33 protein-coding genes and 1 pseudogene are annotated in these 22418 nt (G+C 47.9%); 13 read left to right on the top strand and 21 right to left on the bottom strand.

Going from position 1 to position 22418, the window contains the following annotated elements; all coding sequences use genetic code 11:
- The first annotated feature begins 512 nt into the window (after nucleotides 1-512).
- The 13 genes from NK662_RS14535 to NK662_RS14480 all read left to right on the top strand — a co-directional run bounded on the left by NK662_RS14535 (nucleotide 513) and on the right by NK662_RS14480 (nucleotide 7160).
- The gene (locus NK662_RS14535; protein WP_254759740.1) at nucleotides 513-1403 is read left to right on the top strand and encodes a helix-turn-helix domain-containing protein; all 891 of its coding nucleotides are present in this window, start codon (nucleotides 513-515) and stop codon (nucleotides 1401-1403) included.
- A gap of 164 nt (nucleotides 1404-1567) precedes the next feature.
- Nucleotides 1568-2566: a ParM/StbA family protein gene (locus NK662_RS14530; RefSeq protein WP_254759665.1), complete on the top strand. Its 999-nt coding sequence runs from the start codon at nucleotides 1568-1570 to the stop codon at nucleotides 2564-2566.
- The gene (locus NK662_RS14525) at nucleotides 2563-2892 is read left to right on the top strand and encodes a hypothetical protein (protein ID WP_438503623.1); all 330 of its coding nucleotides are present in this window, start codon (nucleotides 2563-2565) and stop codon (nucleotides 2890-2892) included. Before NK662_RS14530 ends, NK662_RS14525 begins: the two co-directional genes overlap by 4 nt.
- A 194-nt stretch (nucleotides 2893-3086) precedes the next feature.
- Complete coding sequence (locus tag NK662_RS14520; protein ID WP_254759663.1) at nucleotides 3087-3332, top strand: hypothetical protein; 246 nt, start codon at nucleotides 3087-3089, stop codon at nucleotides 3330-3332.
- Nucleotides 3329-3754 carry a hypothetical protein gene (locus NK662_RS14515; RefSeq protein WP_254759662.1) on the top strand — a complete coding sequence of 142 codons (426 nt, stop codon included), beginning with the start codon at nucleotides 3329-3331 and terminating at the stop codon, nucleotides 3752-3754. Before NK662_RS14520 ends, NK662_RS14515 begins: the two co-directional genes overlap by 4 nt.
- A 214-nt stretch (nucleotides 3755-3968) precedes the next feature.
- The gene (locus NK662_RS14510) at nucleotides 3969-4373 is read left to right on the top strand and encodes a hypothetical protein (protein ID WP_254759661.1); all 405 of its coding nucleotides are present in this window, start codon (nucleotides 3969-3971) and stop codon (nucleotides 4371-4373) included.
- The gene (locus NK662_RS14505) at nucleotides 4373-5035 is read left to right on the top strand and encodes a hypothetical protein (RefSeq protein ID WP_254759660.1); all 663 of its coding nucleotides are present in this window, start codon (nucleotides 4373-4375) and stop codon (nucleotides 5033-5035) included. Before NK662_RS14510 ends, NK662_RS14505 begins: the two co-directional genes overlap by 1 nt.
- 100 nt (nucleotides 5036-5135) lie before the next feature.
- Nucleotides 5136-5339 carry a hypothetical protein gene (locus NK662_RS14500; RefSeq protein WP_254759659.1) on the top strand — a complete coding sequence of 68 codons (204 nt, stop codon included), beginning with the start codon at nucleotides 5136-5138 and terminating at the stop codon, nucleotides 5337-5339.
- Nucleotides 5336-5608 carry a hypothetical protein gene (locus NK662_RS14495; RefSeq protein ID WP_254759658.1) on the top strand — a complete coding sequence of 91 codons (273 nt, stop codon included), beginning with the start codon at nucleotides 5336-5338 and terminating at the stop codon, nucleotides 5606-5608. Before NK662_RS14500 ends, NK662_RS14495 begins: the two co-directional genes overlap by 4 nt.
- 141 nt (nucleotides 5609-5749) lie before the next feature.
- On the top strand, nucleotides 5750-6133 hold the full coding sequence (locus NK662_RS14490) for a hypothetical protein (protein ID WP_254759657.1): 384 nt from the start codon (nucleotides 5750-5752) through the stop codon (nucleotides 6131-6133).
- Nucleotides 6134-6158: 25 nt separating this feature from the next.
- Entirely contained in the window at nucleotides 6159-6422 is a 264-nt protein-coding gene (locus tag NK662_RS14485) for a hypothetical protein (RefSeq protein WP_254759656.1), read from the top strand.
- Entirely contained in the window at nucleotides 6407-6601 is a 195-nt protein-coding gene (locus NK662_RS23760; RefSeq protein ID WP_368736069.1) for a helix-turn-helix domain-containing protein, read from the top strand. Before NK662_RS14485 ends, NK662_RS23760 begins: the two co-directional genes overlap by 16 nt.
- Nucleotides 6588-7160, top strand: coding sequence for a hypothetical protein (locus NK662_RS14480; RefSeq protein WP_254759655.1), 573 nt, complete (start codon nucleotides 6588-6590; stop codon nucleotides 7158-7160). The genes NK662_RS23760 and NK662_RS14480 overlap by 14 nt, the downstream gene beginning before the upstream one ends.
- Before the next feature lie 62 nt (nucleotides 7161-7222).
- Here the strand turns inward: NK662_RS14480 and NK662_RS14475 are convergent, their stop codons facing one another.
- The 21 genes and pseudogenes from NK662_RS14475 to NK662_RS14375 all read right to left on the bottom strand — a co-directional run bounded on the left by NK662_RS14475 (nucleotide 7223) and on the right by NK662_RS14375 (nucleotide 22365).
- Entirely contained in the window at nucleotides 7223-7909 is a 687-nt protein-coding gene (locus tag NK662_RS14475; protein ID WP_254759654.1) for a M15 family metallopeptidase, read from the bottom strand.
- Entirely contained in the window at nucleotides 7909-8118 is a 210-nt protein-coding gene (locus NK662_RS14470; protein WP_254759653.1) for a hypothetical protein, read from the bottom strand. Before NK662_RS14470 ends, NK662_RS14475 begins: the two co-directional genes overlap by 1 nt.
- Nucleotides 8115-8402 (bottom strand): hypothetical protein, encoded by a 288-nt coding sequence (locus tag NK662_RS14465; RefSeq protein ID WP_254759652.1) that lies wholly within the window; start codon nucleotides 8400-8402, stop codon nucleotides 8115-8117. The genes NK662_RS14470 and NK662_RS14465 overlap by 4 nt, the downstream gene beginning before the upstream one ends.
- Before the next feature lie 72 nt (nucleotides 8403-8474).
- Nucleotides 8475-9413 carry a tail fiber domain-containing protein gene (locus NK662_RS14460; RefSeq protein ID WP_254759651.1) on the bottom strand — a complete coding sequence of 313 codons (939 nt, stop codon included), beginning with the start codon at nucleotides 9411-9413 and terminating at the stop codon, nucleotides 8475-8477.
- A 1-nt stretch (nucleotide 9414) separates the two neighbouring features.
- Nucleotides 9415-10584, bottom strand: coding sequence for a hypothetical protein (locus NK662_RS14455; RefSeq protein WP_254759650.1), 1170 nt, complete (start codon nucleotides 10582-10584; stop codon nucleotides 9415-9417).
- Nucleotides 10585-10592: 8 nt separating this feature from the next.
- Nucleotides 10593-10943, bottom strand: coding sequence for a DUF6711 family protein (locus NK662_RS14450; protein ID WP_254759649.1), 351 nt, complete (start codon nucleotides 10941-10943; stop codon nucleotides 10593-10595).
- 12 nt (nucleotides 10944-10955) lie between these two features.
- On the bottom strand, nucleotides 10956-13328 hold the full coding sequence (locus NK662_RS14445) for a hypothetical protein (protein WP_254759648.1): 2373 nt from the start codon (nucleotides 13326-13328) through the stop codon (nucleotides 10956-10958).
- 18 nt (nucleotides 13329-13346) lie between these two features.
- A complete protein-coding gene (locus tag NK662_RS14440) occupies nucleotides 13347-13583 on the bottom strand; it encodes a hypothetical protein (RefSeq protein ID WP_254759647.1) in 237 nt (78 codons plus the stop codon).
- A 101-nt stretch (nucleotides 13584-13684) separates the two neighbouring features.
- Complete coding sequence (locus tag NK662_RS14435; protein ID WP_254759646.1) at nucleotides 13685-14008, bottom strand: hypothetical protein; 324 nt, start codon at nucleotides 14006-14008, stop codon at nucleotides 13685-13687.
- A 47-nt stretch (nucleotides 14009-14055) separates the two neighbouring features.
- Nucleotides 14056-14757, bottom strand: coding sequence for a phage tail tube protein (locus NK662_RS14430; RefSeq protein WP_254759645.1), 702 nt, complete (start codon nucleotides 14755-14757; stop codon nucleotides 14056-14058).
- Nucleotides 14758-14770: 13 nt separating this feature from the next.
- Nucleotides 14771-15154: a DUF3168 domain-containing protein gene (locus NK662_RS14425; protein ID WP_254759644.1), complete on the bottom strand. Its 384-nt coding sequence runs from the start codon at nucleotides 15152-15154 to the stop codon at nucleotides 14771-14773.
- Nucleotides 15155-15166: 12 nt separating this feature from the next.
- A complete protein-coding gene (locus NK662_RS14420; protein ID WP_254759643.1) occupies nucleotides 15167-15622 on the bottom strand; it encodes an HK97 gp10 family phage protein in 456 nt (151 codons plus the stop codon).
- A gap of 25 nt (nucleotides 15623-15647) precedes the next feature.
- A complete protein-coding gene (locus NK662_RS14415) occupies nucleotides 15648-15980 on the bottom strand; it encodes a phage head closure protein (protein ID WP_254759642.1) in 333 nt (110 codons plus the stop codon).
- 10 nt (nucleotides 15981-15990) lie between these two features.
- Nucleotides 15991-16275: a head-tail connector protein gene (locus tag NK662_RS14410; RefSeq protein WP_254759641.1), complete on the bottom strand. Its 285-nt coding sequence runs from the start codon at nucleotides 16273-16275 to the stop codon at nucleotides 15991-15993.
- Nucleotides 16262-16459 carry a hypothetical protein gene (locus NK662_RS14405; protein ID WP_254759640.1) on the bottom strand — a complete coding sequence of 66 codons (198 nt, stop codon included), beginning with the start codon at nucleotides 16457-16459 and terminating at the stop codon, nucleotides 16262-16264. Before NK662_RS14405 ends, NK662_RS14410 begins: the two co-directional genes overlap by 14 nt.
- A gap of 47 nt (nucleotides 16460-16506) precedes the next feature.
- Nucleotides 16507-17715: a phage major capsid protein gene (locus NK662_RS14400; protein WP_254759639.1), complete on the bottom strand. Its 1209-nt coding sequence runs from the start codon at nucleotides 17713-17715 to the stop codon at nucleotides 16507-16509.
- A 164-nt stretch (nucleotides 17716-17879) separates the two neighbouring features.
- A pseudogene (locus NK662_RS14395) lies at nucleotides 17880-18410 on the bottom strand (HK97 family phage prohead protease); the annotation flags it as partial.
- The gene (locus NK662_RS14390; RefSeq protein WP_254759638.1) at nucleotides 18370-19683 is read right to left on the bottom strand and encodes a phage portal protein; all 1314 of its coding nucleotides are present in this window, start codon (nucleotides 19681-19683) and stop codon (nucleotides 18370-18372) included. The pseudogene NK662_RS14395 and the gene NK662_RS14390, both read right to left, overlap by 41 nt.
- Nucleotides 19684-19697: 14 nt before the next feature.
- Nucleotides 19698-20129, bottom strand: a complete 432-nt coding sequence (locus NK662_RS14385) for a hypothetical protein (RefSeq protein WP_254759637.1) — start codon at nucleotides 20127-20129, stop codon at nucleotides 19698-19700.
- A gap of 18 nt (nucleotides 20130-20147) precedes the next feature.
- Nucleotides 20148-21845: a terminase TerL endonuclease subunit gene (locus NK662_RS14380; RefSeq protein WP_254759636.1), complete on the bottom strand. Its 1698-nt coding sequence runs from the start codon at nucleotides 21843-21845 to the stop codon at nucleotides 20148-20150.
- Nucleotides 21835-22365, bottom strand: a complete 531-nt coding sequence (locus NK662_RS14375; protein WP_254759635.1) for a hypothetical protein — start codon at nucleotides 22363-22365, stop codon at nucleotides 21835-21837. Before NK662_RS14375 ends, NK662_RS14380 begins: the two co-directional genes overlap by 11 nt.
- Nucleotides 22366-22418: the final 53 nt, after the last annotated feature.

Genomic DNA, 22418 nt, shown 5'->3' with positions numbered 1-22418 from the left:
ATAGTCACTCTGCTTCAGTATAAGCTTCTACAATAGAATCGGTTTAGGACCTTGTTGTAAGCCATCATCATAAAGTTGCAAAGCCCGGTTACATCAAACAAATAAAAACTTGGTACGTGCCAAAAATAAAAAACCCTTGATATACAAGGGTTTTTTTACTCGTTATCCGATAGAACCTTCCATCTCGACCATATATAAATGAAGGAAGTGAGCGAAAGTGTATTTTATCAACGTTTACGCAGTTTGGCGCAAGTGGATTTTTAGAGCGTTTTGTTATACAGACGAAAAAACGGTATCACAAGTGGTATCACAAAATACAAAACAAAAGAGCACAGCTGCTGATCCGGTGCTGGAACACCTGATTAGCCGTCCGCCTGACGCAACCAGGCAAACACTTGCTGTACTCATATGCTCTATTTTAGCGCATGTGGTGTACCCTAAGCAACAGTTTGCCAACCTTTTAAGGCATCCTGTTGCTTTTTTGTTTCCGACAAAAGGAGACAAGTGCCATGATGAAAAAGAAAATCGAAATCGTAGCAAGCGAAGAATCCTGCAGCAACCTCTCCCCTTTCGCTTCTGTGGAGGACATGAACCGGACTGTACGCATTTATAGAGAAAAAATCGCAGCTGATGTAAAACGTGCAGATGTGCGTGAGCGCCTGCTGAAGCTTCTGGAGATGTTGAAGCGTTACAGCTGTAAATTCAAGGGCGTAAGCTTTTTGTGCAAGCGTAGCATCGCCGCAGCTATGGGCGTATCCTACAAAACTATTCAGCGCCTCATGGCAAAGCTGGCTGAGCTCGGCATGATCCGGGAGCTGCCACGTAAGCGCCAGAAGGATATGCTGCAGACTTCCAATGCAGTCCTCATTTTGCCGGCTGAAGAAGAAGTGTCCAACAAGCAACCTGCTGAAGTGACCGAGAAGTGTCCGACCATTAAGACAACTACTAATTCCTTAAAACAAGAGAATAAAAACATAAATAATAATACAAACGTAATGGCGGCCCCTTCCACAATGGTTGTTGATGATTCTGTTCAAACAATCCAAGAATCTGATTTTGTGGCTCATTGGGTCCCTAAGCAATTCACTAACCTAGCAGCTCGACTTAACCAAGGGGCTAAGGCTGTACAAGAACTGTGGAAGGTAGTCCGCCAGTGCAATCACAATGGCCTCTTCCCTGCCGATCAGCAACTGCGTATTGGCCGCTTAGCTGCCAAAGAATTGATTATGAAAATGAAAGATGGCGTGAGCATGAAGAAAGGTATCTTTGCTTACTTCCACGGCATTGTCAGCAATCTTATGGATATTGAAACTGAGAAGCAGGCAGATACTCTTCTGGAGCAAGTGAAGCAGCCTTATCATGCAGACCGCCTTACACAGTTTGCAGCAGTCCTGGGCGCATAATGTGCCCTCTCCCCTGCTTGTCGAATCCTGCATAACGAAACTTAAATAAAACTTTATTAAAACTTCAAGAAATCACTTGCTATTCTCTTCCAAAAGCGTATAATGAGGATAGAAACATTGAAGTTTTAATAAAAATACATTAAAGTTATATAGGAGGTAACACTATGAAGAAGGTTTTAGTTCTCGACCATGGAAACGGCAAGATGAAGCTTCGCAGCTCCTTACACAAGAGCACCACGCCAAGCCTGGTCGCTTTCAAAAAGGACGTTGGCAAAAGCTTCACTGGCGATCAGCTGCAGGTGAGTGAGTACGAAACGGAAATGGGCCAGTTTGTATGGGGCGATGACGTCAGCGCAGTGCAGGCTGTCTATCCTACATATGGCTTCCAGAACCGCTACAAGGACACAATGTACCGCACGCTGACAAAGATTGCGCTGGCCACACTGGCACAGAAAAGCTATGTACAGCCGCATGATGAAGTGGTTGTAGTAACTGGCGTACCGTCCAACGAGGTTGACACATCAGCCGTCACTGATCTGCAGGCTGCTTTCACAGGCCGGCATGAAGTGATTGTGGACGGCAAACCGGTACACGTCAACGTAGTCCAGACAATTGTAATTCCGCAGCCGGTCGGCACCGTCATGAGCCGGTACTTGGATGAGGATGGATTTGTTGCTCAGGACAGATACGAGGATATCCGGGTGGGAATCATCGACATTGGGACCGGCACAACGGACCTGGACAGCATCAACGGCCTTCGCCGGGAAGAGCACAAGAGCATTGCGGCCGGCATGAAGGATGTATACCAGATCATCGCGGACTACGTAAACAGCGAGAACCCGAACGCAAAGGTTGAATACTATCACATCGAACCGTACTTTGCGGAAGGTATCTATAAAATATCAGAGCGGCACTCAGTAAACTTTGAAGCTGTGAAAATGGCAGCGGTGTTTGAAGTAGCTGAGAAAATCAAAACAGGTATCAAGAACGCCTGGAAGACATTTGACCGCTTTGACGAAATTCTCCTTACAGGAGGTGGTGCCAAACTATTTGAAAATGCAATACGCTTGCTTGTGGAAGATGTTGTAGTCACAGCTGATCCGCAGCAGGACAATGCCGAAGGGATGTACCGATATGGTGCCTTCGTAACAATGGAGGAATGAGAAACGTGGCGAATCAAGTGTATCAGATGTCATACGATGATGAGATTGACAAGGACATCCACGAATGGCTGGAAGGGCTGAAGCGCAGCCGTAAGGCGGAAATGGTGCGACATGCAATCCGCTTCTATATCACGGCAGTCGGCCAGAACAAATACGTTCACACAATGCCGGCCGTGCAAGCTGCAGCTCCACAAGCTGCTATCCTTCCACAGCAGGGTACACCGCAGCCAGAACCAGTAGCTGCACAGCCTGTGGAAGAACCTAAGCCGGACGCTGTTCCAGGGCATAAAAAAAAGCCCGCTCTCCCAAGAGACGGCCGCTTCTAAATCTCATCGTATGAAATGATACAGGGAAGTCCTCCCCGGTCGCCAAACTGAAAAGGACTTCCCACCTGATCCACGTTCACCATGACAGTGAAGGGGAACATCCCCTAGTATACCACAGCTTGCCACCCTCACTGTCATGAATTTTCTAAAATAGATGGTTTGATCTTTGAAAACTAAATATAAAGGGGAAATTCATGATGGAAGCTGCAGCTCAAATTCTCGCGTTATTATTCGACGCTCTGTTGGCTATCGGAAATGCGATAGCAAACATTCCTGGAGCACAAGACAATGGTATCCTGCCGATGAAGGCCACACACGCTGACTCTGTTTATGTAGCCACAAAGGTTATCACTTGCTGGCCGGTCATCGTCATCATCGGTGCATTCCTCCTCTACTCCCGGCACAACAATCAGCCGGCAAAGAGCAGAGCAAGACGATGAGCCAGTTTCTGGAGACGGTCACGCAGCTATTGCTCATGTGCGGATCGGCAGCCTACAACATCATCATCGAACTGCTGGGCATGGGCATTGAATCAATCAAAGCATACGCAGCTGCTACTACATACGAGACCACGCTGATAAAACTGCAGCAATTTGCAAAACAATATCCGGATGCCGCACATATGATTTCAGGTGCTTTCGTCCTCAATCTTGCTTGGAAGTTTCTGACCAGGAGGGCACGAGCCATCCAAAACGGAGCACGCCGAAAGGTGAATTCAGTGAAGCGAGGAGTCACACGGATTGGAGATTCTGCCCCTTCCCTTCCACAGGCTGCTGGGCATACTCCAAGGCTGCCAGTGCAGCGCTATGATGTGATTGATGCAGAATACGAAGAATACGACGATGAGGACTATGAAGATTGAATCACCCTCACCGCTTCAGATGCTCATTTTGCGGTGAGTTTTCCTTATAGAAATATAGGTTTCTGGATAGATGCCGCTCGTCGGCAATAAATACACCCTCCTCCCCCCTACCGCTGAAAATAGCCTCCCTCCGAGACTCAGAAACTCGGAGACTCACACTTTAAGCTGATTTTTTCATCGGGAAGGGAGGAGAGAGGAAGAGGGAGGAAGCCCTGTGGGATACGCGAATATCCGCTTAGATGATTTTCAGCAAAAACAACGCCGCATTACGCGCGGCCCCCGCTCTCACAAAAAACAGAAAGTGCAGGTGTTTGTTCCGGCGAACATTCACGCCCACTTTCTCTACAAACATAAGTCAAAAAGATTTCCCTCCTCTACTGCATACGCGTCCTCTATCTTCATGCGCGAGCTGCTGGAGGAGAAGAGAAGTGAGGAGCTCACCTACTTGGCTGAGCCGCCAGAGAGCGCAATGTACTTCCGAAAGGTGAACATACACATTGATGCTTTGTATGTCCCTCTCATCGAGCGCCTGCAAGAGAAATGGAGATACAAACACTTCCGCACAGCAGTGGCTAGAATTTTTTACAATGCCTGCATTAGGGAAGGAGCGAGTTGGTAATGGAGATTTTCAAAGCTTATTCCGCACACAACCTGCTTAGTTTGGAACTTGCAGATCCGGCAGACTGGAAAGGAGCACTGGAGAAGTGGAGCAGAACCTCTTCTCCTACAGTCTCCTTGAAGCTTAATGTGCCGGCTAGATACTTTCTCAAAGGTAGAGACCTGTGTAAGGTCATCCAGGAAGAGTACGACCGGAAGTTTACGCTTGATAAGCTGATTGAGTTTTTTATCCGGGAGTTTACCGAACAGTATGCCTTCCGGGACCAAGACCCGGCAAAGTATTATCTCAAGTGCGCGGAACTATATAAGGACATCCACACGAACCATTTTTACAGCGAGGAATGCAAGGAACCCATGAAGACATTCCGAGCTCGGATACTTCGTCAGCACATATATGACATGGAAATGCTGCTGGCCGATATCCACGAGTGCAACCCACAGGAGGTGCGGCAGCTTGAAGGAAAGAAGGTATCTGCCTCCCTCCCTGCTATCCGGGATGACCGCTACTTCTTCACTGTGGAAGACGTGATCAGCCGGCGCTTTACACTCTACTTCAACCGCACGATCAGGGGCTTTAACCCATACGCGGTGAAGAACCTAATCAAGGCGCTGAAGAACGATGAGGCCTTAGATGACATTGAGGAGGAGGCATACACACGATGATAGCCACACTGGCAGGAAGCCTACTGATTTTAGGATTCGGAATCAAAGAACTGGCGTGGGACATTATCCTACGCCGGCAAATCGGAAAGGAGCGGGTAAAATGAAAATCAAGTCTGCAGCTGCGAAGAACAAGCTGCGGAAGCACGAAGGCGGAGGGGCTAACAAGCGGAAAGAATCCCTCCTCCGCCAGATGGCTGCCGTGAAGAAGCAATTGGACCGCGGGGAATTTGACGATATGGTTGATTTGATTGAACTGCTAGAGCAGGTTGATTTATATAGAAGCAGATTGGAGGACATGGCATGAAGAAGAGCATCGACAGCCGCATTGCATTTTACACCCGGAAGGTGGCGGAACGGACGGCAGTACATCCGGCCCGCCCTCTCCCTCCACAATACAAGTACCGGGGCCAGCGATTGTTGCAGTATAAGAAGATGCTGCATGCAGCGATTGAAAAGATTGGAGCAGATGAGGAAGAGCATGAAGGAATCACCTGCGATCACTGCGAGCAGATGCTGATCGACGAAGAAATGTACTCTGAACTATGTCCATACTGCGGCGTGTATAGAAATTAATGAGAGCGGCTAAGGCTGCTCTTTTTATTTTGTCTTTATTTGTCGAACAGAAATTTCCAAAAACACTTGTAAAAGGTACGAATTCGGACTATACTATAGTCAAGAGGTACGGAAACGTACTACAAAAAGGAGGAGAGAACGATGAAAGCAGTATACCGGAAGATTGCAGCGGATGTGATGAAAAAGGCCTGGAAGAAAGCGCGCCAAGGTGCAAAGCGTTTTGGTGGCAAGCCGTCCCAGTACATCGCGGAATCCATGCGGATCATGTGGGCCTACGCAAAAGAAAATTGGGAAGAAAACGTGGAATTCTTCAGCCGTGTGGAAGCCCGCGAAGTGAAGTTCGTCCGCCGCGGCAATGTGTCCGAGAAGCAAGCTGCCTACATCGTTGCTCTGCTCGAAAAGGCTGGCGACAAGGTGCTGACACTGAAGCAAGTTGCATCCATCGAAAACTGCAAAAGCAGCTATGATGCATCCGGCATCATCGACACGCTGAAGAGCTACGCCTACGCTCCAAAGTGGATTTGAAACCAAAAATAGGGAGGAATGGATCATGATGAAAGTAGTTGAGCTGAAAAACGTTGCGTTGGATTTTGGATATATGTACGAAGAGGGCGGCGCAGACTTTGCGGCCACAGTAGTAGTAGAGCTGCACAGAGATGACGAAACTGGCGAGATTGAAATCATCCCGGTGAAGGGAATCGCGGAAGAAGCAAACGAAGTGTTCGGCGTGGAGGCCGGAGAGGAATTTGACCTGGGCGACAGCATCAACGTGCATGACCTGGTGGCCGACTACCCCGAATTGCTGGGAAAGTAGAATCCCCGCTCTATGCGGTACTGACAGCCTCCGCTGCTGATGCGGAGTGGGGGCTGCCTACCGGCTATACAAAAAAGCTCTGCAACCTGCGGAAGTTCCGCCCGGATGAAATGATGAAGTCTGGCGGCACATGGTTGGTCACAAGAGCGGGGATGGAACGTTTGTATGGAAATCGTTGATTTTTGGATTGTGGGATTTATTTGGGGAAACGGAAGCATCACAGGTTCAGGGAAAGGTGGGTTCCGGCTGCGCTCCAAGCGGCTGGACCTACTAGAGCAAATACGTGATGCCTTGTGCCCAGGTCGAGATCTGCTACAACGCACAAGTACAGATGGCGGTATATCCTATGTGCTGCACATTCCAATTCAGCATCACTATGTGGACTGGATGCGGCAGCACGGATATGAAGGCAAACTGAACATAGAGCGCAGAATGCCTGTGTTGGATGAGAAGGAAGAAGCGGAGTTTCTGCGCGGCTACTTTGCTGTTCATCACACTCAAGATACATTTTTCAATCGGATTGCCAACCATGCCGGAGAGCGTCTGCGCTTCTATGCAGCTGCAGAAATCCTGGAACGGTTGAATGAGCATCTGCATCAGCAGATCGGGGCCACAAAAAAGAAAATACAGCAGCACAAAGGAACAGAAGGGGCTTGCTGCGTACTGTACTATCAATCAAAGAGGGAAGTGCCGCAGATTATGGAGTATTTGCGCCTACACGAAAAAAACAAAGAATGAGAATATTCTACCCCTCCACAAATGAAAACAGCCCTCCTCCACAACGGAAGAGGGCTTTTGCATCACATTGTGAATGTATCATACCAATAGCTGCGCGCCTGCAGGAATGCCACAAGCTCTGCCAATGCTGCTTGGGAAGGTGCATCCGCAGTAAAGCCGCCTACAACAAACTCAAGTGTGCCGTCACTCTTGCGTGCCGGTGTATAGCCCCAATTCTTCTGCAGCAGCAGGCCGTGCACCTCTTTCAGTGCATCACCGGAATATCCGCCTGTGCGTACAAATGTTACTAGTTGTGCCATTTTCATGACCTCCTTTGGTGGTTGTTCGCCGGAAACCGCATCGCAAATCTCAAAATGTGGGTAGTCCTTGAAGCCTGTCCAATCACCGCCCCACTTGAAGCCGCGGGCTTTCATCGCCGCGATGACTTTTTGAAACGGTCCAGATACATCCCAAATGACATCTGATCCATCAGTGGTATATAGGCACAAGTCTACAGCTACACCAAAATTGTGATTGGACTTTCCGCCCTTCGCGTTTGTCACGATGCTACCGGGCGCTGTCCGGCCCTGCGCGTACAATGCGTTCTGCTCAGCAATGCTGCGGAAGCCCTGTGCCACACAGATGTAAATTCCTTGTGCATGCATATCTGTGATAACCTGACGCGTAAGCTCTGCCGCCACTGGGTTCATGCCGGCAGCATTCAACTTGCGGTTTGCCTTGTCTAGTAAACTTTGCAATGTCATAGCCATTACTGCTCATCCTCCTTTTTGTCATCGCCAAACCAAGTGTTTTGCGTAGTCGGATTGCTGATGATGCCTGCAGCTGCAAGCACACCCAGCACTAGTGCGACAATTTTGTTAAACAAGTCCACATCTACCTTCACATCGAAAGCCTGCAGCACCACGAGCAGCAAGGCTGCCAGAGATGCATACATGCCGTAGTTCCGCCATCTGTTCATCGCTTTTCTCCTCCTTCCACAGCATCAAGTCGCTTATGTGCCTGCTTGGCGCTCTCTTCTACTCTTGTCACACGCTCTCCTAAGTCACTGATTTTCCGCTCGGATGCCTTAATGTCCAGCCGGATATCATCAACACCGCGCTGGATGTAGGTGAGCTTTGCCTTTACTTCTGCATCCTGCTGTACATCCGCCCGCATATCCCGCTTACGGTTGAGACTGTATCCTAGATAGGCAACAGCAAGCGAGGCTATCGCAATTAAGACTCCTAGTTCCACTTTGTCCACTGTTCCCGCTCCCCTCATATCTATAAATAAAAAGAGCCGGTGAGGGCTCCTGAGTTTTCGTATGCGCAGCTGCTACACGGCAGCTTCTTCTAGTCTGGCCAGGCGTGCTTCCAGATCGGCATTTTGCTTTTCCATCGCTGCCAGCTTACCGGATAACTCCTGTATGGCTTTCCAGGCAACACTAGTCATTGCGTACACATCCACGCCGTTGCCCTGCAGATCAATGACCTCAACAGGTGCTTCTTCATAGATAAGCCCAACATGCTTCAACTCTTGATCAAGTTCGGACTTGTAATGATACTCCCTGAGCGTTGCACTGTTGACGATATCCTCACCGCTGCCTGTGTAATCCTCGATGTTCTTTTTGAGGTCGCGCTTCGACATGTTGGTAAATGCAGAAGCATAGACAGGAACGTATGCCGAAAAAGCAGGATTACACACTCGCAGCCCGTTTGATTTTGTTTGGATCTCGGCTGCCGGACAGTGCAGCACTACGTTTCCGCCTGTATCTGCTGATTTAACTGTTAAATTACCAGTGCCCGTAGGGTTTTCAATTTTCTCTTCTGTGATCACCATATAGTAGCCGTTTGCTGCATTTTTAACCAGCACGTTGCCATTCGCGGTAACTTTTCTATCAGATGTTAAAACTAGGACCGACACTCCGTCCACATTGAAGACCATTCCATAATCACTTGCCGCGCTTGCATTCCACAGAATTTGAGACTGTGCAGCCCTGGCCGCGTCGAACTTCAATCCTTGCACGGCCGCAACCACAGTACCGGCATTCATTTTAACAGCGCCCTGCACCGTACCGCCTTCACTCATCGGAAGGGCGTTGGCAATTCCGGTTTCCATATTGTTCAAGTTTGCTGCAGTGATAGGTGTACCACTAGCGATGATAGTTCCCTCAGCTGGTGTCAGTGTTACAGTCCCATCCGCATTATTTGTCATTGTAAATGTGAGCGGCCGCGATACTTGCCGGTCTGCCCAGGTTGTCTTCTGATAAGGCATATTAAATCCCCCCTCTGCTTTCCGTTACGCCGGATAAATAGCCCTCATAATTAAATTCCTGCTTATATACCCGCGTCTGCTTGATGACATTGTTCTGGCCAGACTTAAATCCAGATTCCACAATCACAACGTCAGTGGCCTGCAGGCAGGGATTCTGCCGCCAGGTAGATTTATATACTGCATTGTAATTGGATTCAGCTATAAACCAGTTAGCTACCTTAGCAGCTGTAGCTGCATCACTAATGAGCGGATTATCAATCGTAAAGGATTGACCATTCTGTCCGGCGATGCTCGTATTTGTAAAAACGCTATCCGCACTGGATCCGTCTACGCTGTACACTTTCACAACAACCTGATAGACCGATTTATCAAGCGTAATCTCAGGGATGGCATACATATCATTTAAATCAATGTAGCGCATGCCCCCGTCCGTGTTGTTCAGGATAGTATTGCTTGCACCGGGATAGCCCCACAATGTCCTCTGTGTGGAAGCATAGTTCAGGTAGAGCAGGCTGGCGTCCAGTGTCGCAAACCGCTTGACCATCACTGTGCCGTCCCTGTCCTGATACACCGCCGCCTGCCCCATAATGCCCACATGCTGCAGTGCGTTCCGGCAGGATAGCCTGTCTTTAAAGCCTGTACTGGTCGTAGTATTCTTCAGTGCCGGGTCTATGTAGTATTTCGTGATGCCGGCAACAGCAAAAATATCAGCTGCAATGTTATAGAGCGTCATGCCCTTTCCAGAGCCAGAATAGTTGATATTGTCCAGCATCATCATGTTGTCATGAGCTGTCAGCGTGATAGTCATAGCCCCCGGGTCATTCTTCCAGGCATCCACATAGTACGTGCCCATCTGCAGCCATTCTGTCGAGGTGTCCAGCTTCAAGCCAAAACGCACATCAATTTGTGGACGGCTAGCAATGATCTGCTGCATGTTCTGTAGATTTAAAAAGTTGAAGGTCCCGTCTGTATTGTCCAGTACGATTGTCAGCTGGTCAGAGGGGATTGTATCATTCAAAACAGATATCTCTTCCACAATGTTGATTTTCACAATCCGCTCATCGCCGTATGTTGTCTTCGTCCCTTGAAAAGTGAAATCAATCTGTGCATCTATCTGCCGGACATTCGCGTAAATGCCGGCTTTGTACGCAGCTGATGTTGCAATGCTCATATTGACTCCTACCTTTCTATTAGGTCGAATTTTAGGTCTTTGTAACGGGGGACGCTGTTCACATAATCAATCATTCCGACGGATCTATCCCCGCAGTAAAAGCTGCTTGTTTCATAGGCATTTGTGAGCGGATTTAAAAATGTGACGTTATAAAAAACAGGCGCAACGGCCTGTAGGATTTTCTGCATATCCGCAGCTGAGGCATAATTGTAGGACACTGAGAGCTTGCGCTTTGTCGCAATGCGCTCAATAATCATGAGTCCGTTCGCATTACGCTGGGCATTCGAAATATCCATGATGCCCACCTGCAGGTCGGAAGGAGTAGGCATCGCCACTCCGCCGATTGTCAGTAGTGCCATGTTCCCACTCCTTTACAGCGATTGTAGTCTTACATTTGCGCCAACGCGCTTGTTTTCAAGATCAAGATATGGCTTAACAATTCGGGCAAACTGCTTGCCGTCCACATTCAGGATGATGTCCCCACTCACATTTGAGCGCGGCTGATTGAATGACAGAGCAGTCATCATAGCGTTTGTTACAATGCCTGTCAGCTTATCCAGCGGCGATACGACCTCTTCCCCGCCGGGGTTGTCCCCGATGAGTGCCAGTGTAGGACCAGATGTAATACCGCCTTTCGCCAGTGCAGGAATACGCGGAATGTGTACGCCCCATTTCTGTCCACCGACTCCCGGCACCCAATCCGGAACATCTATGCTCAAGGAATTCAAACCGCCGATTACATCGTTAATCATGCTGATAATCCAGTTGAGCGGACGTTTCACCAGTGCATATAGACTGTCGAAAATTCCGCCAAAAATATCCTTCACGCCATTCCATGCACGCGACCAATTCCCGGTGAATACGCCTGCTATAAAATCAACAATGCCACCAAGAATGCGGAAAAGTCCTGATGCAAAATCAAATACGTCACCCAAAAATCCGCCTAATGCACGCATCAGACCGGAAAAAACTGCAGCAAAAATGGGACCAAGGACACCCACTAAGAAATTTACAATCGGCATGATAAATTTGTTGTAAATATCTAAAGCAGCCGTTATCAGTTTGCCAACAAAATCTAGTACTCTATCGACGAGAGCTTTCAGGTGGTTGTTCCATAGATCCTTTAGTACCTCTAATCCATTTTCCATAATCGGCTTCAGGAAATTCTCCCATAGGTTTACTATGAGGTCCTGTATAGACTTCATTGCATCGCCAATACCATTCACAATATCGGGGCCATATTTATTCCATGTGGCCATAACACTGTTCCACATGTCTGAGACAACGCCTTTTACAAAACTAGAAATTTTATTCCAGACCTCTAAAACCGAATCGCGGAATTTTTCGTTTGTCCTCCACAAATAGACCAGATTACCAACAAATAATGCGACCAAAGCAGCGATTGCAACAATTGGCCAGGCGATTCCGGCAAGTGCGGCTGTCAGTGCCTCCCAGGCAATAGTCAGCCCCCCTACAATTTCCGTCCAGTTTGAGAGGATTGCAAATGTAGCAAAGCCTGCTGCAATGCCGGCAATGGCACTGGTGATAATGTCCTTATTTTTTGACATGAAGGCACCGATATCGGACATAATCCCCTTTACACGGTTTGCGAAATCCTGTACCTTTTGCCCAATTTCCGGTGCATTCGTTTCGAAATTCACAGGAGATGCGCCGGCCATGCCGCCAGCACCAACGCCGCCGCCTCCGGCTCCTGGATCATCTTCAGCTGCTCCCTTTTTGGGGTCCTCTAACTGATGCACCTCGTCAAAACTGGCAACACTGCCCTTTGCATCAGCTGCTGCCTTCTTCGATTTTTTACCCGTATTGGCAATTGAATCCCCCAATTTATTCATTGCGGCTGCCTGTTGGTTTGTTGCAGCTGCTTGTGCCTTTTGACCGGACGTAGCTTTGCCAAATAGCGCAGAGCTAAAAGCAGCTACATACTGCAGGGCCATCTCGATGCCGCGCATGAATGATGTAAGAACCGGCAATACCACATTTAAAATCGGCAAAAAGGCCTGCCCGAGCGCAAGCCGCACATCATACAGCGAGGCAGTAAAAGCAGACATCCGCATTGCCGTATTGTCCTGCATTGTAGAGCCTAAATTTTGGCTCACTGATTCCAGGATGTGATGGTACAGGATTGCCTTCTGCATATTAGTAGACAATTCGTCCCACGGCGTGCCGTTAGCCATCTGCTTATAGGCATTCGACTGTGTAATGGCGGCCACGCGAACGTTCACGCCAAGCTCATCAGCACCGTCCGCCTCCTGGTTCATTGCGGATCTGATACGGTCTGATACCTCAGTCATGGCCATGCCACGCTTCGTAGAGATTAGCGCGGCCGTTTCCATCATCTTAGTTGTTTTGTCGAGCAGGTCCTGCTGGCTTGTTGCGAACTGCTTAAAATTCAAAGACAGTGTGTTTGCCAGCTCAGCAGACTGCAGCTTAGAATAACCCAACGATGCCCCTACGGTATTCTGCCATTTTACGAAGTCATTCATGCTGCTGCCCAGACTTTCACTGAGAGTACCCATCTGTGCCTCAAATTTTGCAGCGTCTTGAATTGCATCTGACATAAAGAGCGTAGTTCCGACTGCAACCAGTGCAGATTTAATGCTGCTCATTGAACTATTGATGTTCTCTTTAAAATTCTTGATTTTAGCCTGTGCCCGCTGCATCTGTTGCTGCAGCTCGCTGAAATCAGCGCCGGCACGTACTATGAGGTTGCGAATAACTGCCATATCTGTTCACCCCCTTGCTCAATAAGTCGCGCCGCCAAACGCGGCATTCAAAGCCTTCACTCGCTCAAACATCTGCTCATTACTCATCTGTTTTTTAGGCTGCTGCGGCTGCTTCAAAACGTCCTTCAGAGCCGGCATTTTCTTGACACGGTGCCAGTACGCAGTCAAGTAGGCAAGTGTTATATCATTCTCTTGCTCTTGCTTCTGTTTTTCGTAATAGCCATTGATAAATAAATTCAGCTCGTAGGGTGTCATGTCGTTATATTCTGCCAGCCGTATACCTACAGCAATAGCAGCCTTCAGTGACCTTTCCCAACACCAGGGCTCAGGTTCGGATGGAGCGGATCCATCCGCCGTCAGTTTTTTTCCGCATCCTCAAACTGGCCAAACGCTAGGTTAAAGGCAGCCTGCATCTTTTCCATGATGTGCCCATAACTCGGTGCCTGGTCGAGCAGGTCTTCCATGTCTTCTAGTTTCAGTGTTTCATTGTTATCTTTTGCATCAGACAACAGGCCGCAATACAGCACCTTTTCGATTTCTTCAAGATCAAAGTTGTCTGTGTCCAGCTTGTCCAAGCCCTTACCGGTTAGAGCAGTCAGTTTTTTCAGCGCCTTGTGCCCATAGCGCAGCTCACGCGGCCGGTCTAACTCAATGATGACAACATCGTTTTTATCGCTCATTTCATTTCCTCCTCATATAAAAAAGCCAGGGGATGATTCCCCTAGCCTTATGCCGTCTTCGCGACGTTGATTTCGTAAACACGTGGTGCTTTTGCTGCTTCAGCCGCTACAATTGTCAGCTTACGCACACCGATGCCGGAAAGCGTGATGGCAGAAGAAGCGGTGCCGCTTGTTAAGTTCTGGTTGAATACGCCATCCACATACAGGGCGATTGTTTGGTTTGCGCCTGTAGCCGTCACGGTAACAGATGTACCTGTTACGCCGCTATAGGAGTAAAGGCTTGTACCGTTCGCAAAAGCAGGAGTTAAACTGCCGCCTGTTCCAGACAGAGACAGTGCAGATAGGCCGGCGGAAGAAGTCAGACCAAGAGACGGCTGCCCTGTTACTTTTAGTGTGGCATCAAAACTTACAGTGTCTTCAAGATCAGCGCCTGTTCCGATTTTTGTTACAATAGCATTAAATGTCCAGCTTGCACCAAAGGGAAACAGGATTGTGTAAGCCAGGATAGAACCAGCCGTGAAGGCATTGTATAGCGCCGTCTGTCCGTTTGTGTCACCGGCATTGAAGAAGCCGCTCAGTGAAACCTCGCCAGCATCCTTCACACCTTGGATAAACTGCTTCCACCCGCCAGAATCCAGCGTTGTCACGTCTTTTGTATCAGCAGATAGTTCTAGTCCGCCAATATTGGTCAATTCAGCAACGCTATTTGAGCCAATCATAAATTTCGTGCCCATAGACAATTGAGCCATTTATATCACTCCCCTAAAATCTAAATTTCACTTCTAACACACTTCTATAACACAAGATTTCACTTTCATAGAGCTCCACCGGACTGTGGTATGTAACGTTCCGGATAAGGATTCCGTTCTGCCCACCGATGATGCGGCCCTGAAAGGATAGTATCTTTTCTAAAACCTGCTGCGATAAAGCCTTCATGCTGCTGTATGTGCCATGGATGATATTAATCTCGCATTCTACTTCTCTTGTGCTTAAATAGCCGCTAAGCGTCTTATCCTGCACACCATTGTTTGACACATAGACAACAAAAGGCGGTGCTGTCCCCTCGGTTGCATTGAGGGGGAACACCTTGTTATTTAGTCCATCCAGGGCGCTTAATTCCGCCCTCAACGCTTCCTCAAAGAGCATTTCCTACACCTCTTACTTAATTTTGTCGATTTCCTTTGCCAGGACTTCCACAACTCTAGTTTCAATCTGCTCTTTCTGTTGTTCCACAGATTTACGAAGGTAGTGAAAGCCGGGAATATACCGGCCGTTCCGTGCCATGAACCCGTATTCCTGGGAAGCCGGGTAATAATAGACACCAGCGCCCATTCTTACTGTTTTCCCGTCACGCCGCCGGATCTTCCCGCTCTTTGTTTCTTTTTGAAAAATATGGTTCATTGCAGGATTAAGGGTAATTTCATACACTTTTTTTCCGCGTTTCTTCAGTTTTTCGCCCTTCACAATTAAGCCTCGGCGCAAATAACCGGTATCTTCCGGCGCTAGTTGTTTAGCAGCTTTCAGGGCAATATCTGCCCCTTTCCGTGCCGCACGGGTAACACATTTCTGTGGAAGGGATTCAAGCTGCCGAATTGCCCGGATTAGCTCCTCCATACCCTGTATATCACTTCTAGCCATCTCACATCAGCTCCTTACACATCAGCTGCAGCATCACATTGCGCTCCTGAAAATTGATAACAGAGACAATTTGAAAAATACGGCCCTGAAACAGAATGCGCATATCCGGAGAAATGCTTGTCCCCGGCATATATCTCATGCTGATTTTATGTGTGACCTCACTGGTTACTCGGTCGGCCGTAAAGTATTCCTTACCGCTGACCGGGTAAATAGCTGCTCGTGCTGTGAGTACATCAGTCCAGGCGTCATTTTCGCCAAACGTGTTTGCAGCTGCGCGGTCCTGAAACGTGATAACATGCCGGAACTCACCCGGATTGATTGTAAATCGCGTCATATCAGCCACCTCATACCAGATTCGTCACATGCATGTCTAAAATGCTTTTAGCAACCCTGTTCACTTTGTTGTCCTGTACGGTGAATGAGCGGTTATCATACAACTCGTTGGCTAACACAAACAGGGCCACAGTAAGCTCCTCGCGGCTGTTCATTGCATCCGCTGTCAGTCCTGTGTAGCCCTGTATGTATGCTTTGCATGCCGTAAGAATCGTTGTGAACAATGCATCGTCCTCAGCATGATATACGTGAGCGTACTGCTTTAAGTCAGCAATAGTAACCTCACTGACCTTCATTTTGTGTCACATCCGCTTGCACTTCTACTGGTGCCGGCTGCTCTTCATCAGGCAATACTTCAATCAGACCGCAATCTGTCCAGTATTTTTGTGTAGCATCATCGAGCGGAAAATCATAAACCTGACCTTCCTTTGCCCAAATCACGGAAGATATAATTTCCTTCTTCGCCAAAAATCTAACCATGTCTATCACCTCTCTGTGATATGAAATAAGAGGGGGAAGCCCCCTCATTACTTACCTACATACATTGCAATCTTCTGCGGCTCAATGATACCTGCATCTGCTTCGACCACGGCAACGACTCCCACTGCATACTGATCAGCAAAGCGCTCGTTAAGCACCTGCATCTGTACGCCGCGCGGCATCTTGATGTGCAGTCCGGAGAAGTCTCCATAGAAAATTTCCTTGGCATTAGCGGCCATCGTTGGCATCTGGTCAGACACATACACAGGCTTGCCCAGGATTGTAAATGGCGCATCCTCATGCAGCGTGTTACCCATGATAAGGATGCCTGTGGATGCAGTCAGGGATTGAATGTAAGCCAGTGTGTTAGGGTGCATAATCCATGCACAATCCTTCTGGTACACTTGCGGTACTTTCATCTGAGTCTGTACAAGCTCTTGCACCGTAATTGTGCCGGCTGTTGCGCCTGTAACCGTCTGGCCAGCACCTGTGTTAGCAAGGCCGCCTAGTTTCGTAGCGCCGGAACCTACTGTGCTGTTTGCATTAGTCAGCAGCTCCTTCTCCAGGAAGTAGGAAATCGCCTTTGCAATCTCATTTACGATAAACGGCACGATGTCTACATCTGTACGGTTAATCAGAGACTTAGAGATTAGTGCAAGGGAAGCAACGATTGTATTGCCGAGCTTCACAGAACCGAAGTTAGCAGACTGTGCTGTCATAGTTGCCAATTCGGTGTAGTATCCAGCAGGAACATGCTGTGTGAAGTCATAAGACGGGATAATCAAATCGCCGCTTACGTCCCAAATTGTCGCCTTGGCCAAGATTGGAGACATATTTTTCACTGTATCAATGATACGGTTTGCCACAGACAACGGAATAACTACACCTTGTCCGGATGCATTCAAGGCACGCTTATCAATGCCCTTCACATATTCCACAAATGCGCGTTCTTCCTGCTCAATCTCCGCCGCACGCTTTTCCTCTGCCGTTTCAGCCTTCTTCACAATTTCACGTTTCTCAAGGCTGCGGGTTTCCTCTTCAGCCTTCAAAGTGGCATCAATGCGTTCAATTTCTTTCTTAATCTCCGCATAGCGCCCAGTCTCCTGGTCGGTGAAAGCACGCGTTTCTTGCTTTGCCTTTTCCAAGATACCTTCCATTTCTGCAAGCAGGTCGTTACGCTGCTCTGTCAGTCCCTTCATAGAGCGTGTCTCAATATTCTTGTGCATTGTCAGCACAGATGTTTTTCCCATGTTCATACAGGTTGTCCACCCTTCATTTTTAAAATTTCGATTTCCACAGAAAAAAGCTCCAGCGTATTGGCTGCAGCTTCGTCTCCGTCTGGCTCTTCATCGCCGTCTGGTTCATGTTCAGTTAGCGGTGCTCCGCATGTCGGGCATACAGATGCTTCATCCGGCTCTGGTTCGGTGCTCATGTCTTCCGTAACAGCACGGAATTCCTCGCCTCGCTGTTCGGTGATGACTTGTTCTTCCCCTCGGCTCTCGATACTGGTTGCAACATATGCAGGCGTTTTGTCTAGGATAGAAACCTCTATTAGGTCGATGTCCTTTAGAAAACGGCGTGCAATGCCGTCCTGGCCATCTGTCCATTCGTCTTCCACAGCCATGAACCCAAACGACCACCCGCGCAGCTCGCCGGCCTGTGCTTTTCGCACGACTTCCGGATCCGTCACGGTCGCAATCGCTCGCAAGCCGATTGCATCCTCAAACAGCTGCAGGTTTCCCTCTTGTGTGGACCCTAATTTACGTTTTTCATCATGGTTGAACAGCAAATCTACGTTGTCCGTGCGGCCCAGCGCCTTTTCAAACGTTTTTGCCTTCACAGTCTCAATGAAACGGCCTTTCGGAGAGGGAAGGACCCGGCTCTCCCGTTCTACAGCATTTACATAGCCATCAAGCAATACCTGATTGTTCCCCCGAATCTCTATTCGCATTATCATCACCTCCTTCAGGGGCTGGTAATGGATCCGTACCTTCTGGTTGCATCGTTTCGATTGCCTTGCCCATTTTGGCTACCTGGTTAGTGTTCGGTGTATAGATTTCCTGTGTTTCCGGGTTGAAGAGTACGTCCTGCAGGCCAAGTTTAATAAACTTCAGCCCACGCGGCGCATAATTTTCCTTAGCCCGGATTTCATCCACATCAAAAATACTGTTGCGGATGGCGATTTCATACGCCTGGAATCGCTTGAGAACGTCCGCTTTCAGTAGCTCATTCATGTCAAAGGCAAAATAAAAAGACCCTTTCTCTTTTTCTAGAAGAAGGTCTTTATTCAGAGCTGTTTCGAATGCCTTGATAATTGGCAAAATAGCCAGCTTGATGAAGCTGTCATACAGCATCTCATTACCGCCGGTCGCCTTGCCGTTTAGCAGCTCCACGGGGATGTGAAGCAGCTTTGCAATTTCTTCAGCGTTTGTGATTTTATTCTGGTTGATCTGCATCTCTACTGCAGAGTTTGTTGATTCTTGGAAGTCTAGCCCTGAATTGAGAACTACAATGTTGTCCGTGTTATTTGAATAAAGCCGCTTGAAGGCTGCCTTCAAGTTATCGAGTGCTTCTTGCGTCAATTTGCTTGCTGACTTCAAAAATCCCTTCTTATTGCCGCCCGTGCGGACCAGCATATCCTCAAATAGCAGCGTATTGTAAGCAACAGAGAGCATCTTGTTTGCCTCAGCTACAACACCTATGCCGGTTATGCCGTTTTTGGTCTTTCTCGTCATCTTAACAAACTGAAAGTCCTGATAGATGCTGCCATATACAAAGAATTCCATCTTTTTAAAAATTGGATTTGGGTCCACCAGAACCACGCCCACCTGTGGATTCGAGACATAATGCAGCGATTTTACCCCGTTTCTGACTTTGTTAATGTAGAGGTAGCCGGCACCGTGCACTAAATGGTCATCTACAAACGCCTTTTTCATTTGGAAACCATCCAACAAGTCCCCTGTCGTTCCATTCAGCAGCTCCACGCGCGGGTCATCGTCCACAGCTGAGATTTTCTGTCCTTCTCGCCTGTATAACCTAACTGGCAAACTGGCCACTGTGTTTGAAATAAGGTTCACCGCAGCGTTTAAAGCTGGAATGCTCATTGCTTGCTCAGCTGTGATAGTAGAGACATCCGCATTGGCTTGCAGCAAATCAGCAAGGGAGAAATCACGGGTTTCCTCAACTTCGGCGGGTTTATTTTTCCTTCTGTTCCACCATGCCATGGTTTATTCCTCTCCTACGCCTGTACGCCACCGAGCGTTGCTGAAAATGCCCCTGTTGTCGGTGCCACTGATGCTTGTACCGTCGCGTACAGCTGATAAATTGGTGTTTTAAGCACAGGGATGTCTACATCTGTTAGTACTTTCGTTCCTCCTGCAGGAATAGACAAATCAATGAGAACAGGAAAGCTTTGTCCGAGCGTATTTTTAATAAAAACATCAAACAATACAGACTGATCCAGCGCATTGTTCACGAGAATGTTGTTCTGACCAGACAGAGTTGTCATAGATACTGTTGAGCTTGTCGCCACGCTTGTATTCCGGATAGCCTGTGCGTTGAAAAGTGTCAATTCTTGATAGTTATGCCCCTCAATAAATACTTTCGGAATCGGATAACCAGCACTATCCGTTGTCATACCTACTGGATACATTTTTTGATCAAGTGCCATAGTTTTTTCACCCCCTTTCTATATCACCATAGCACCCCAGTCACTGTCCGGATTAAGGAGCAAATCCTGCTGCAACAGATACACAGACATGATGAGCGCCACTACCGTATCCACTTTTCCAGCGGATTTCTTCTTGTTCACGTACTTGTTCAAGTTTGTGTCCTCTGTACAACGAGCGTTTTGGAAGCCGATTTCAAGCATCAGATTTTCATCATATTGAAACCATTTCTTCAAAACATATTCCTTCAGCAACTTCGTAGGCATATGGAGTACGCTGGAATGCTGCTTGATTTCTACACACAAATAGCCGGCAGCTTCAAGCTTTTGTATTGTACTGATAGCATTGTAACGGTCATAGCCAATTTGTACGATTTCAACTCCGTACCGCTCTTCTAAAGTCAGAATGAAGTTTTCAATAAAGGAATAATCAATCACTTCATCCCCGCATTCGAAACAGACACCTTCCCGGATCAGCCGGTTATAGTCAACCTGCTCTTTCTTGCTCTTGAAATCCTTCCGCTCTGCCGGGATGAAGCCCCAAACTTTGGCATAAATATTGCCATCATACTCTGTGACCATGGAAACAGCCGTATTGTCATCGGTTTGTGACAAGTCGAGCCCTAAATACACCCGTTTCCCTCTCCAGAAAGCCATATCTTCCTGTATCTTGCACTCTCTCACCTTCGTGATATCAATGTAGCCTTCCACACCAAGCCCTTTATACTTGATGTTATTGTGCTTACACAGGTAGTTTTCACGCTTGTTTTCATACAAAATAGCCATCGTCCTCATGTCCCGGATGGCTTGGAAGATGTATTCATGAGCAACGGCAACCGGATTGGATTGATAAATGACCAAATCCTCTGTCTGCCACTTATCGTCCACTAAAAACTCACTGTCTGGCTCATACAAGAGAGCAAACCGCCGCCTATTATCAATCAGCCCATCCAGTACCTTCTTGCTGACATCAATCTCGTCAATCATGACATTGTTATCGTTCGGGTATTGAGTGCTGATGATAATCCCCAATTTGTTGAACAGGGTAATCTGAGAGGAGCGCATGGCTTCCACAGGATAGCTATCCATTGCGCCGGCTTCATCTGCTAGGAATGCATTGGCAAGCTTCCCATCCATGCGGTCCTCACTGTATGCCAGCGGCACATACTCGCTTTCTGTGAGCAAACAGCGAATTTCACTTCTAAGCACTTTGAAAACACCGTCATCTGCAAGCAGCGGACTTACTTTGATAATTTTACGGATAGCCAGCTTCAGCTCACTCGACAATTTGAGGTCCGGCGCTACTGAGAAGAATCGGCTGAACTGCGGATCCGTCAGCAAAAGCAAAATAAAAATCACAGCTGAGTTAAAAGTTTTAAAATTCTTCCGGCTGATTTCAAGGACTGCCGTTTCATAATAGCGAATGTCCTTCCCTTCCGGGTTTTTCAGTTTGGTGCAGAAGATGGCGATGAGAAGCAGCCAGGCGTAATCTTCAAGTCCTTCATCCATTGGACACTGTAGATCAGGATGCATCATCAGCTTTAACAGCTTGTTTATCCTGGCAAATGCCTTGCCATCCACATAGGCCTCATCATCCTTGCCTTCCACAATCTCAAGCCATGCCTGCGCCTGCTTCCTAACATAGAGAGGAACTTTCCTATTGCCTGCTTCGGCACACCATACAGCATACTGATATGCTCTGCTGTCCTTAACTTCCATTGAGAACCTCGAGCAGCTTGTTGCTGGCCTTCTCTTCCGGCTTCGGTATGCTCCGAAGTGCGGCCGCAATTGTCATGATGTTTTCCTTCTCTATATCAAGAAGCATTTTACGCTTCGTCTGGATCTGTTTATCCAGGGCAATGATCTGCTTTTGGATATCAATTTTCAAGCTGAAGTAATCCTTCGCAGACATTCCTTCCGCCTGCTCTAAAGCCTCCAGCTCATTAGACATACGGTCACGCATTTCCTCAAAACCATGGCATTCAGCCTGCAGCAGGCAGTACCGATTTATAACCCCTTCGTATATCGCATCGTTTTTCCCGATTTTCTCTAATAAATTACTAAGTCTCTCGAACTCTGCATGCGCTCTAGGGTTATCCCTCACCTCGGGACGTTCCTTCAATGCCGCGCCTGTTGCAAGTGCTTTTTCTCCGCTCTCTCGTGTTTTCAATTCGGCTTTCGTTTTATGCGATTTTTTCTCAGCTGACAAAACAGAAAATGGTTTTTTTGGCGTCGGCATTGGGTCACTCCCTTTCGAAAAGTTGATGCAGGAATATTTTATGTGTTGCGGAT

Origin of the sequence: Ectobacillus ponti (genome assembly GCF_024294785.1) — a bacterium.
Lineage (GTDB): Bacteria > Bacillota > Bacilli > Bacillales > Bacillaceae_G > Ectobacillus > Ectobacillus ponti.
The sequence above is the reverse complement of the archived record's forward strand: the minus strand, read 5'-3'. Positions and strand labels throughout refer to the sequence as shown.